We start from the raw sequence: 12,010 nt of genomic DNA on the forward strand, positions 1-12,010 counted from the left end.
CTTGTGTGGCTCCGGGGAATTACGCAACAATGGCGTTGTGAAAAAGGTGAGCGAGGAGCAGAAGGGGTCCGTGACCGAGTCGGCCGCGAGGCCCGTCGCCCCTGCGCCCACCCGGCCCGCGGCCGCGATCGCCGCGCCCGCTCACGACGAGCAGCACGGCACGCGCAACCGCGTGGCCCGCTCCATTCTCGACCACGGCCCGTCCACCACGGCCGAGCTCGCCCTGCGGCTGGAGCTCACCCAGGCGGCCGTCCGCCGCCATCTTGACGCGCTGGTCTCCGACGGTGTCGTCGAGCCCCGCGAGAAGCGGGTGTACGGCGCCCGCGGCCGGGGCCGGCCCGCCAAGATATTCGCGCTCACCGACTGCGGCCGGGACGCCTTCGACCAGGCCTACGACAAGCTGGCCGTGGACGCGCTGCGCTGGATCGCGCAGAGCGCCGGCGGGGGCGAGAAGGGCGAGGCCGCCGTCGCGGCGTTCGCCCGCGCCCGGCTCGCCGCCCAGACCGAGGGATACCGGGACGCGGTCGAGGCCGCCGGCCCCGAGGGACGGGCGGAGGCACTGGCCAAGGCCCTCACCGCGGACGGGTACGCTGCCACCGCGCGCAGCGCGCCCAATTCCCAGCAGGGTGAGCAGCTCTGCCAGCACCACTGTCCGGTCGCCCATGCGGCCGAGCAGTTTCCGCAGCTGTGCGAGGCGGAGACCGAGTTCTTCTCTCGCCTGCTCGGCACCCATGTGCAGCGTCTGGCCACCATCGCCCACGGCGACGGGGTGTGCACGACGTTCATTCCGCGCGGCGGAGCACCACCCGCGGGCAAGCGCCCCGCGACAGCACATCAGACCACTTCAGCACCATTTACCAGCACGGCCGGGAGGAACCCCGAATGACTCTCCCCACGGAGACTGCTCACCCTGAGCTCGAGGGGCTGGGCAAGTACGAGTACGGCTGGGCCGACTCGGATGCCGCCGGCGCCGCGGCGAAGCGCGGCCTGTCGGAGGAGGTCGTCCGGGACATCTCGGCCAAGAAGTCCGAGCCGGAATGGATGCTGAAGCTCCGCCTCAAGGGCCTGAAGCTCTTCGGCAAGAAGCCCATGCCGACCTGGGGCTCCGACCTCACCGGCATCGACTTCGACAACATCAAGTACTTCGTCCGCTCCACCGAGGCGCAGGCCGCCTCCTGGGAGGAGCTGCCCGAGGACATCAAGAACACCTACGACAAGCTGGGCATCCCGGAGGCGGAGAAGCAGCGCCTGGTCGCCGGTGTCGCCGCCCAGTACGAGTCGGAGGTCGTCTACCACCAGATCCGCGAGGACCTGGAGGAGCAGGGCGTCATCTTCCTGGACACCGACACCGCCCTGAAGGAGCACCCGGAGCTCTTCAAGGAGTACTTCGGCACGGTGATCCCGGCCGGCGACAACAAGTTCGCCTCGCTGAACACCGCGGTGTGGTCCGGTGGCTCGTTCATCTACGTGCCGAAGGGCGTGCACGTGGAGATCCCGCTCCAGGCCTACTTCCGGATCAACACCGAGAACATGGGCCAGTTCGAGCGGACGCTGATCATCGTCGACGAGGACGCCTACGTCCACTACGTCGAGGGATGCACCGCGCCGATCTACAAGTCGGACTCGCTGCACTCCGCGGTGGTCGAGATCATCGTGAAGAAGGGCGGCCGCTGCCGCTACACGACCATCCAGAACTGGTCGAACAACGTCTACAACCTGGTCACCAAGCGTGCCGTGGCGTACGAGGGCGCGACCATGGAGTGGGTCGACGGCAACATCGGCTCCAAGGTCACCATGAAGTACCCGGCCGTCTACCTGATGGGCGAGCACGCCAAGGGCGAGACGCTGTCCATCGCCTTCGCCGGTGAGGGCCAGCACCAGGACGCCGGCGCCAAGATGGTCCACATGGCGCCGAACACCTCCTCCAACATCGTCTCCAAGTCGGTGGCGCGAGGCGGTGGCCGCACCTCCTACCGCGGTCTGATCGAGATCGGCGAGGGCGCCGAGGGCTCCAAGTCCAACGTGCTCTGTGACGCCCTGCTGGTGGACACCATCTCCCGCTCGGACACCTACCCCTACGTGGACGTCCGTGAGGACGATGTGTCGATGGGCCACGAGGCGACCGTCTCCAAGGTCAGCGACGACCAGCTCTTCTACCTGATGAGCCGCGGACTCTCCGAGGACGAGGCCATGGCGATGATCGTGCGCGGCTTCGTGGAGCCGATCGCGCGTGAGCTGCCCATGGAGTACGCGCTGGAGCTCAACCGGCTGATCGAGCTGCAGATGGAAGGCGCGGTCGGCTGACGCCGGCCCCCTTCCGGGGTAACCCCGTCCAGGCCGTGAGCGAGCCGAAGGGCGCACCGCTGTCGAAAGAGACGAGACCAAGCGACCGAGGTACGAGGGAGCGCAGTGTCGAGGAACGTCGACAGCGGGTGCGAGCGCCCGGAGGCGAGCGAACACCATAAGAGCGAGAGAGAGCAGTACGACAGCCATGGCTGAAACCATTCCGGCCGGCAGCACCACGGACGGTGCCATCCAGGTGGGGCAGCCCACCGATGCGCGGGTCAGCGCCCCCGCCTCGTACGACGTGGCCGACTTCCCGGTGCCGCACGGCCGCGAGGAGGAGTGGCGCTTCACCCCGCTGGAGCGCCTGCGTGGCCTGCACGACGGCACCGCCGTCGCCGACGGCGCCATCAAGGTCGAGGTGACCGCCCCCGAGGGCGTCACCGTCGAGACCGTCGGCCGTGACGACGCGCGCCTGGGCAAGGCGGGCAAGCCGGTGGACCGGGTCGCGGCCCAGGCGTACAGCTCCTTCGAGAAGGCGTCGGTCGTCACCATCGCCAAGGACACCGTGCTGACCGAGCCGGTGCGCATCGCCGTGCACGGCGAGGGCGGCACCGCCTTCGGCCACCAGGTCGTCGAGGTCGGCGCCTTCGCCGAGGCCGTGGTCGTCATCGACCACACCGGCGACGCGACCCTCGCCGCCAACGTGGAGTTCCTCGTCGGCGACGGCGCCAAGCTCACCGTGGTCTCCGTCCAGGACTGGGACGACACCGCGGTGCACGCCGCGCAGCACACCGCGCTGGTCGGCCGGGACGCCACCTTCAAGTCCGTGGTCGTCACCTTCGGCGGCGACCTGGTCCGGCTGCACCCCCGCGTGATCTACGCCGCCCCCGGCGGCGAGGCCGAGCTCTACGGCCTGTACTTCACCGACAACGGCCAGCACCAGGAGCACCGCCTCTTCATCGACCACGACACCCCGCACTGCCGCAGCAACGTCGCCTACAAGGGCGCGCTGCAGGGCCAGAACGCGCACGCGGTGTGGATCGGCGACGTGCTCATCCGGGCCGCCGCCGAGGGCACCGACACCTACGAGCTCAACCGCAACCTCGTCCTCACCGACGGGGCCCGGGTCGACTCCGTCCCCAATCTGGAGATCGAGACCGGCGAGATCGTCGGCGCCGGCCACGCCTCGGCGACCGGCCGCTTCGAGGACGAGCAGCTGTTCTACCTGATGGCCCGCGGCATCCCGGAGCGGGAGGCCCGCCGGCTGGTCGTCCGGGGCTTCTTCGCCGAGCTCATCCAGCAGATCGGACTGCCGGACGTCGAGGACCGCCTGATCGAGAAGATCGAGGCCGAGCTGGAGGCGTCCGTAGCATGACCGAAGCCTTCGTCCGCGTCTGCGCGCTGAGCGAGCTCGAAGACGACACCCCCAAGCGGGTGGAGCTCGACGGCACGCCGATCTCGCTCGTCCGCACCGAGGGTGAGGTGTTCGCGATCAACGACATCTGCTCGCACGCGAACGTCTCCCTCTCGGAGGGCGAGGTGGAGGACTGCCAGATCGAGTGCTGGCTGCACGGCTCCAGCTTCGACCTGCGCACCGGCAAGCCCTCCGGCCTGCCCGCGACCCGCCCCGTCCCCGTATACCCCGTCAAGATCGAAGGAGACGGCCCAGAGGCTTCTGTGCTCGTCTCCGTCACCCAGGAGTCCTGAGGCACCCATGGCAACGCTTGAGATCCACGACCTGCACGTCTCCGTCGAGGCCGAGAACGGTCCGCGCGAGATCCTGCGCGGTGTCGACCTGACCGTGAAGCAGGGCGAGACCCACGCCATCATGGGCCCCAACGGCTCCGGCAAGTCCACCCTGGCGTACTCCCTCGCCGGCCACCCGAAGTACACCGTCACCGGCGGCACCGTCACCCTCGACGGCGAGGACGTCCTGGCGATGTCCGTCGACGAGCGGGCCCGCGCCGGCGTGTTCCTCGCCATGCAGTACCCGGTCGAGGTGCCCGGCGTCTCCGTCTCCAACTTCCTGCGCACCTCCGCCACCGCCATCCGCGGCGAGGCCCCCAAGCTGCGCACCTGGGTGAAGGAGGTCAAGGAGGCCATGGAGCGTCTCTCCATGGACCCGGCCTTCGCCGAGCGCAACGTCAACGAGGGCTTCTCCGGCGGTGAGAAGAAGCGCCACGAGATCCTGCAGCTGGAGCTGCTCAAGCCGAAGATCGCGATCCTCGACGAGACCGACTCCGGCCTGGACGTCGACGCGCTGCGTATCGTCTCCGAGGGCGTCAACCGGGTCCGCGAGGGCGGCGAGGTCGGCACCCTGCTGATCACCCACTACACGCGCATCCTGCGCTACATCAAGCCGGACCACGTCCACGTCTTCGCGGCCGGGCGTATCGCCGAGTCCGGCGGCCCCGAGCTCGCCGACAAGCTGGAGGCCGAGGGCTACGAGGCATATGTGAAGGGCGGCGCGACCGTATGACACAGCTGCCGGGCCTCCTCGACACCGAGGCGATCCGCAAGGACTTCCCGATCCTGGACCGCGTGGTCCACGACGGCAAGAAGATCGTGTACCTGGACAACGCGGCGACCTCGCAGAAGCCGCGCCAGGTCCTCGACGTGCTGAACGAGTACTACGAACAGCACAACGCCAACGTCCACCGCGGCGTGCACGTCCTCGCCGAGGAGGCCACGGCGCTGTACGAGGGCGCCCGCGACAAGATCGCCGCCTTCATCAACGCCCCGAGCCGCGACGAGGTGATCTTCACCAAGAACGCCTCGGAGTCGCTCAACCTCGTCGCCAACATGCTGGGCTGGGCCGACGAGCCCTACCGCGTGGACCGTGACACCGAGATCGTCATCACGGAGATGGAGCACCACTCCAACATCGTCCCGTGGCAGCTGCTCTCGCAGCGCACCGGCGCGAAACTGAAGTGGTTCGGCCTCACCGACGACGGCCGCCTCGACCTGTCGAACATCGACCAGATCATCACCGAGAAGACCAAGGTCGTCTCCTTCGTGCTGGTCTCCAACATCCTGGGCACCTTCAACCCGGTCGAGCCGATCGTGCGGCGCGCCCAGGAGGTCGGCGCCCTGGTGGTGATCGACGCCTCCCAGGCCGCGCCTCACATGCCGCTGGACGTCCAGGCGCTGGGCGCGGACTTCGTCGCCTTCACCGGCCACAAGATGTGCGGCCCGGACGGCATCGGCATCCTGTGGGGCCGCCAGGAGCTGCTGGAGGACCTGCCGCCCTTCCTCGGCGGCGGCGAGATGATCGAGACCGTCTCGATGCACTCCTCCACCTACGCCCCGGCGCCGCACAAGTTCGAGGCCGGTACGCCCCCGATCGCGCAGGCCGTGGGGCTCGGCGCGGCCGTGGACTACCTCAGCGCCATCGGCATGGACAAGATCGCCGACCACGAGCACGCGATAACGGAATACGCCATCCAGCGCCTGCTGCAGGTGCCGGACCTGCGCATCATCGGCCCCACCACGGCCGAGGAGCGCGGCGCGGCGGTCTCCTTCACACTCGGTGACATCCACCCGCACGACGTGGGTCAGGTCCTCGACGAACAGGGCATCGCCGTGCGCGTGGGCCACCACTGCGCCCGGCCGGTCTGCCTGCGGTACGGAATTCCGGCGACCACGCGAGCGTCGTTCTATCTGTACTCCACGCCGGCCGAGGTCGATGCCCTGGTCGAGGGACTGGAGCACGTCCGCAACTTCTTCGGGTAGGGGCTCACTCGTGAAGCTGGATTCGATGTACCAGGACGTCATCCTGGACCACTACAAGCACCCGCACGGGCGCGGTCTGCGGGATGGCGACGCCGAGGTGCACCATGTCAACCCGACGTGCGGCGACGAGATCACGCTGCGCGTCCGGCTCGACGGCGAGACAATCGGAGACGTCAGTTACGAGGGCCAGGGCTGCTCCATCAGCCAGGCCAGCGCCTCCGTGCTGAACGAGCTGCTCGTCGGCAAGGAGCTCGCCGAGGCCCGCGAGATCCAGGAGACCTTCCTGGAGCTGATGCAGTCCAAGGGCCGGATCGAGCCGGACGACGCCATGGAGGAGGTGCTGGAGGACGCGGTCGCGTTCGCCGGCGTCTCCAAGTACCCGGCGCGCGTGAAGTGCGCGCTGCTGAGCTGGATGGCCTGGAAGGACGCCACCGCCCAGGCACTGGGCGAGACCGCTGCGAGGAAGAGCGCATGAGCGACAGCACCGAGACCACGGCCGGGACCAAGCCCGCCACCGAGGAAGAGATCCGCGAGGCGCTCTACGACGTCGTCGACCCCGAGCTGGGCATCGACGTGGTCAACCTCGGCCTGATCTACGGCGTGCACATCGACGACGCCAACATCGCCACCATCGACATGACGCTGACCTCCGCGGCCTGCCCGCTGACCGACGTCATCGAGGATCAGGCGAAGTCGGCGACCGAGGGCCTGGTCAACGAACTGCGGATCAACTGGGTCTGGATGCCGCCGTGGGGCCCGGACAAGATCACCGACGAGGGACGCGAGCAGCTGCGCGCGCTCGGCTTCAACGTCTGAGCCCTCTTCCGGATCGCACCGGAACCGCACCCGGATCGCAACAGGCCCCCGGCACATGCCGGGGGCCTGTGTGCTGCGCGCGAGTCATCTTCGGCCGGGACGCGTGACCGCCGCCGGGCGAGGACGTTGGGCCCGGCGTGGGAGAGCGTCACAGTGAACGGCACGTACCTGCGGGCAAGACCTTCCTGGAGAAGGCTGCGATCGTCGTCGCGCCCGGCACCGTCATCCTCGGCCTGCTCTACTACCTCGGCCGGACCCGGATCAACGCCTACTACTCCGAGCTCGGCCTCTCCGTCAGCGAGCTGGGGCTGACCTATCAGGACTACCTCCTCGCCAGCCCCAACGCCGTCTTCCTCCCGCTGTGGATCCTGCTGCTCGTCGGGCTCGGAGCGCTGATGGTCTACGCGTACGTGGAGCGCGGGCTCGCCCGCCCGGCCAAGCGGGAGCTGCGGCGGCGGACCTACCGGGTGGCCGGTGCGGTCGGCGGCGTGATGCTGCTGGTGGCGTTCGGCACCTCCTATGTGTGGCGCGGGTGGTCCGGGGCGCCGCTGCTCGGGGTGATCGGTGCGGCGCTCGCGCTCTTCGGGCTGGCGCTCAAGCGCGGCGGGACGCGGGCGTTCGCGGCCGGCCATGCGCGCGGCCGCGAGCGGCTGTGGACCGTGGTCGGCGGAGTGCTCATGGCCATGCTGACGCTGAGCGCGTTCTCCAGTGTGGCCTGGTGGGTGGACCGCGAGGGCCGGGAATCGGCGAGGGACGAGTGGCGGGACGGGCTGGGCGAGCACCCAGGGGTGGTGGTCTATACCAGCCATATGGTCCTCGGTAAGCCGGACCGCCCGCTGGCGAAGCAGTACGAGCCCCTCCGCTATGCCTACGACCGGTTCGCGGTGCTGGCCTCCTCGAACGAGCGGTACTACCTCGTGCCTCGCCGGGAAACCGTGGACCGGGTGCACATGGTGCGGCGCGACGACCCCGAGATGCGTGTGGTGGTGCTGCGCTGACGGCGTCCCGCCGGCCGGCGGGACGCGATCAGGTCTGCGGGACCGGGTTGGGCGGCGGCTCCACGGGTGGTGGCTCCACCGGGGGCGGCGTCTCGCCGTCGGCCGGCCCGGTCGGCGTCGGAACCGGGACGGTGGCGTCCGTCGGGAGGGTCGCGGACGGCGTGGGGGAGACCGGCGGCGGCGTAGCCGACCCCGTCGTGGCGGGCGGCGGCGTCGAGCCCTCCGGGGGCAGCGCCACAGCCGAGACCTCGTCGTGGATGTCCGGCGTCGACCCCGCGAAGTCCACCATGAACGCGGCGGTGTGCGACCCCTGCTTCGTGGGCGCGTAGCGGAACAGCACCTGGCAGGACTTCCCTGGCTCCAGGGTCTTGCCCGAGCAGCCGTCGTAGGGCTTCTCGATCTCCGCGCGCCGGACCGCCGGCGCCCGGCGCCCCGCGGCGCCCGCGGCGGACGACTGCGACTTCACACCCACCTCGTCCACCTTCTGGGACTTGTCGCTGTCGTTCTGGATCTTGGCTTCCAGTTCGGACTGGGATCCGACCTCGGCATCGGGGAAGTCCGGGTCCCCCGCCGCCGCCTTGTTGCTGCCCGGGTGGTAGGTCACATGGTTGCGCGGGGTCCCCTTCTCCACGCCCGGCAGCGCCGAGCCGCCGGAGCCGGAGCACCCGGAGACGAGCACGGTGGCCAGCAGCCCCGCGGTCCCCAGCAGGACCGGCGGTGTGACCGCGCGGCCAAGCGGCAGCCACCGACCGGTCCGGCTCCGGATACCGCTTCCCGCCGCACCGGGCATGTGCCGCCTCCTTGGCCTCTTCCGCCGCCTTGCCGTCGGACACTCGTCTTGTTGACACTCGTCTTGTTGATCGAGCCTCGCACGGACGTGTCTGCCAGCCGCGCTGCCGCCGCCGCAACACGGCGCGATCACCCGACAGGCGGACCCGTCGCCGCGGACACGCACCGGACACCCTGGCTCCGCACCCCGGTGCCCGCTCGGCGAGACCGGTTCGCCTGATCGGCCCACATCCGGTTAGCGTTCGGACATGACCGACGCAGCAACCTCCACCCCGAACACCCGCACCACCGGCGCCGTCGCCGCCGGTCTGGCCACCGTCGCCGCCGACGGCACCATCCTGGACACCTGGTTCCCCGCCCCCGAGCTGATCGCCGAGCCGGGCCCGGCCGGGACCGAGCGGCTCAGCGGCGAGCGCGCCGCCGAGCTGCTGGGCGAGGCCGCCCCGCAGGCGCTGGGCGCCGACCCGCGCCGTGGGGTCGAGGTCGTGGCCGTCCGTACGGTCATCGCCTCGCTCGACGACAAGCCGCTCGACGCGCACGACGCCTACCTGCGTCTGCACCTGCTCTCGCACCGCCTGGTCAAGCCGCACGGCCAGAACCTCGACGGCATCTTCGGCCTGCTGGCCAACGTCGCCTGGACCAACCTGGGCCCGGTCGCCGTCGACCAGGTCGAGCAGGTCCGGCTCGCCGCCCGCGCCGAGGGGCTGACGCTCAACGTCACCAGCATCGACAAGTTCCCGCGGATGACGGACTACGTCGCCCCGGCCGGGGTGCGGATCGGCGACGCCGACCGCGTCCGGCTCGGCGCGCACCTCGCCTCCGGCACCACCGTGATGCACGAGGGCTTCGTCAACTTCAACGCCGGGACGCTGGGCACCTCCATGGTCGAGGGCCGGATCAGCGCGGGCGTCGTGGTCGGCGACGGCTCGGACATCGGCGGCGGCGCGTCGATCATGGGCACCCTCTCCGGTGGCGGCAAGCAGACCATCTCCATCGGCGAGCGCTGCCTGCTCGGCGCCGAGGCCGGAATCGGCATCTCGCTGGGCGACGACTGCATCGTCGAGGCCGGCCTCTACGTCACCGCGGGCACCCGGGTCACGCTGCCGGACGGCCAGGTCGTCAAGGCCGTGGAGCTCTCCGGCGTCACCAACCTGCTGTTCCGCCGGAACTCCACCACCGGCACGGTGCAGGCGCTGCCGCGCACCGGCTCCTGGGGCGGTCTCAACGCGGCGCTGCACAGCCACAACTGAACCCCGCCACCCGCGCACCAGCGCGAGCGGCCCGCGCCGGATCACCGGCGCGGGCCGTTTCGTATGCGGCCGTCTCCAGGGTTACGGCTTGATGCGGACGACCTGCGGGTCGTGGTCGCTGGCCTGGTCCGCGAACTCGGCGTTCACATGGACGATGTCGTAGTCCACCTTCCGCAGGTGACCACTGGTCAGCATGTGGTCGAGCACCTGCGAGTTGCCGTTGAAGACGTATCCGTAGCGCTCCTCGCGCGGCAGCCGGTTCACCAGGTCGGTGAGCACGCCGCCGTCGGTCAGCGTCCGCAGCGCCGGCGAGAACTGGTAGTCGTTGAGGTCGCCCGCGACCACCACATCGGCCTTGGGGTCGGCCGCCAGCAGCTCCTTGACGAAGGCGTTGACCGCCTTGGCCTGCTCACCGCGCTGCTTCTCCGAGGGGCGGGCCGGCGGCTGGAAGCGGCTGTCCAGGCCCTGGTCGCCGCCCTTGGAGTTGAAGTGGTTGGCGATCACGAAGACCCGCCGGCCGTGGAAGGAGAACTGCCCGGCCAGCGGCTTGCGGCTCTTCTCCCAGGCGGTGTTCGCCGGGTCGATGCGGCCCGGGGAGGCGGAGAGCGCGGCCTTGCCGCCCTCGCCCACCACCCGCACCGGGGTCGTCGCGTCGCCGCCCGGGACATCGGTGAAGGAGACCCGCTCGGGGTTGAAGAGGAAGGCCACCCGGATGTTGCCGCCGGGCTGGCCGCCGTCCTGGTCGTCGGCCGGGTCGATCTGGCGCCACTGGTAGGACGGGCCGCCGGCCGCCGCGATGGCCTCGGTCAGCTTCTTCAGCGTGGCCTCGGCGCCGGTCACCGAGTCGTTGGTGGGGCCGTTGTCGTCCTGCACCTCCTCCAGCGCGACGATGTCGGGGGAGGCCAGGTTGGTCACCAGCGCCTGGGCCAGCCGGTCGAACTTGGCCTGCGGGGTCTTGGGGGAGAGGTTCTCGACGTTGTAGGTGGCGATGGACAGCTCGTCCGCCGCCTGCTTGCGCGTCGTCTCCCGGGTGAGCCCGCCGTCGTGGCGCTCGCCGAGCTCGGTGGCCTGGATCTCGTAGCCGCCGAAGTTGTCGTAGTCCAGCGGGCCCGCGGTGGTGCCGGTCAGCTCGTCGCCCACGTTCGCCACCGGGAAGGGCTGCTGCGCGTACGGGATCAGGGAGGCGACCTTCACCCGGCCGGCGTTCGGGTCCCGGTAGGAGTCGTAGAGCACGCCGCCGCGCTCGGTGCGGTGGTGGCCCGGCTCGGCCGTCACCCACAGCTCCTTGTGCTCGCTGCTCGCGCCGACGACGGGCGCGTCCGCCACGGCGACCGTCATGCCCTCCAGCGACTCGTACCGGTCCAGGGCGAAGCTGCGGGGCCGCAGCTCCACGCCCTCGATGCTGCCGCCGTCGGCGTCCGGGGCCCAGCGGTTCGGCACCGTGGAGGGGTTGAGGGTGAAGGCGTCGGGCAGCGTGTTGCCCGAGGAGGTCACCGTCCAGCTCGCCTTGGTGATCTGGGTGATCGACTGCAGGCCCGCGTCCGCGCCGCCCGGGTAGTACTCGGCCACCGTGCCGGAGACCGTCACCGCGTCACCGACCTTGACCGTGGGGGTGGTCGAACCGGTGAAGACGAAGACGCCCTCGCTCGTCGCGGCAGAGCGGTCGGGCTGGGAGTCCTGGATCCAGAAGCCGCGGCCCGAGCCGAAGGCGCGGATCGCGGTGACCGTGCCCGGCACGTCGACGACCTGCTTCCCGGCCAGCGGGGATATCCGGGTGCTGCCCTGGATGTCGTGGATCCGGATCTCGTCGGCGGACGCGGACCCGGGCGCGGCGAGCAGGCCGGCCGCGAGCGCAGCGGCGATGACGGCGGTGACGCCGGCGGATCTGCGCAGGGCGCGTGGGGACATGCTGATGGCCTTTCGGTGTGGGGAGTGGTGGGGCAAAAGTGATGTCTACGCGCGCTGAATCTCTTGTCTCGGCATGGACATTGTCAAGAGATCCCGGGTGAACACTGCTTGATAGTGATCTACGAGACATCCGCACCAGGTTTGGAGGAACCTCCGTCGCGGTGGCCGGATCGGATCCCCACCGGGTCGCGCCCATCCCATCGGACGGAAGCGCGATGGCATTCCGTCTAC

The 12,010-nt window shown here is 70.1% G+C and carries 12 protein-coding genes; 10 read left to right on the forward strand and 2 right to left on the reverse strand.

Annotated features, from left to right (window positions below):
• Nucleotides 1-37: 37 nt before the first annotated feature.
• From AC4BDD_RS23400 to AC4BDD_RS23440, 9 genes are all read left to right on the forward strand, one after another.
• Nucleotides 38-886, forward strand: coding sequence for a helix-turn-helix transcriptional regulator (locus AC4BDD_RS23400; protein ID WP_490687426.1), 849 nt, complete (start codon nucleotides 38-40; stop codon nucleotides 884-886).
• Nucleotides 883-2,304, forward strand: a complete 1,422-nt coding sequence (gene sufB / locus AC4BDD_RS23405; RefSeq protein WP_490687427.1) for a Fe-S cluster assembly protein SufB — start codon at nucleotides 883-885, stop codon at nucleotides 2,302-2,304. The genes AC4BDD_RS23400 and sufB overlap by 4 nt, the downstream gene beginning before the upstream one ends.
• Nucleotides 2,305-2,491: 187 nt before the next feature.
• A complete protein-coding gene (gene sufD / locus AC4BDD_RS23410; protein WP_490687428.1) occupies nucleotides 2,492-3,661 on the forward strand; it encodes a Fe-S cluster assembly protein SufD in 1,170 nt (389 codons plus the stop codon).
• Nucleotides 3,658-3,993 (forward strand): non-heme iron oxygenase ferredoxin subunit, encoded by a 336-nt coding sequence (locus tag AC4BDD_RS23415; protein ID WP_490687429.1) that lies wholly within the window; start codon nucleotides 3,658-3,660, stop codon nucleotides 3,991-3,993. The genes sufD and AC4BDD_RS23415 overlap by 4 nt, the downstream gene beginning before the upstream one ends.
• Nucleotides 3,994-4,000: 7 nt before the next feature.
• A complete protein-coding gene (sufC, locus tag AC4BDD_RS23420; RefSeq protein ID WP_490687430.1) occupies nucleotides 4,001-4,765 on the forward strand; it encodes a Fe-S cluster assembly ATPase SufC in 765 nt (254 codons plus the stop codon).
• Entirely contained in the window at nucleotides 4,762-6,018 is a 1,257-nt protein-coding gene (locus AC4BDD_RS23425; protein ID WP_490687431.1) for a cysteine desulfurase, read from the forward strand. The genes sufC and AC4BDD_RS23425 overlap by 4 nt, the downstream gene beginning before the upstream one ends.
• Nucleotides 6,019-6,028: 10 nt before the next feature.
• Complete coding sequence (gene sufU, locus AC4BDD_RS23430) at nucleotides 6,029-6,493, forward strand: Fe-S cluster assembly sulfur transfer protein SufU (RefSeq protein ID WP_490687432.1); 465 nt, start codon at nucleotides 6,029-6,031, stop codon at nucleotides 6,491-6,493.
• Complete coding sequence (locus AC4BDD_RS23435; RefSeq protein ID WP_490687433.1) at nucleotides 6,490-6,834, forward strand: metal-sulfur cluster assembly factor; 345 nt, start codon at nucleotides 6,490-6,492, stop codon at nucleotides 6,832-6,834. Before sufU ends, AC4BDD_RS23435 begins: the two co-directional genes overlap by 4 nt.
• A gap of 137 nt (nucleotides 6,835-6,971) precedes the next feature.
• Nucleotides 6,972-7,832: a hypothetical protein gene (locus AC4BDD_RS23440; RefSeq protein WP_490687434.1), complete on the forward strand. Its 861-nt coding sequence runs from the start codon at nucleotides 6,972-6,974 to the stop codon at nucleotides 7,830-7,832.
• Nucleotides 7,833-7,860: 28 nt separating this feature from the next.
• On the opposite strand, the gene AC4BDD_RS23445 is transcribed toward AC4BDD_RS23440, so the two are convergent.
• Complete coding sequence (locus AC4BDD_RS23445) at nucleotides 7,861-8,622, reverse strand: hypothetical protein (protein ID WP_490687435.1); 762 nt, start codon at nucleotides 8,620-8,622, stop codon at nucleotides 7,861-7,863.
• Between the two features lie 247 nt (nucleotides 8,623-8,869).
• On the opposite strand from AC4BDD_RS23445, the gene dapD reads away from it, so the two are divergent.
• Complete coding sequence (dapD, locus tag AC4BDD_RS23450) at nucleotides 8,870-9,871, forward strand: 2,3,4,5-tetrahydropyridine-2,6-dicarboxylate N-succinyltransferase (protein ID WP_490687436.1); 1,002 nt, start codon at nucleotides 8,870-8,872, stop codon at nucleotides 9,869-9,871.
• 81 nt (nucleotides 9,872-9,952) lie between these two features.
• Here the strand turns inward: dapD and AC4BDD_RS23455 are convergent, their stop codons facing one another.
• Nucleotides 9,953-11,779, reverse strand: a complete 1,827-nt coding sequence (locus AC4BDD_RS23455; RefSeq protein WP_490687437.1) for a DUF8508 domain-containing protein — start codon at nucleotides 11,777-11,779, stop codon at nucleotides 9,953-9,955.
• Nucleotides 11,780-12,010 lie beyond the last annotated feature (231 nt).

The sequence above is a fragment of the Streptomyces sp. JLBT605 genome, from assembly GCF_058215555.1.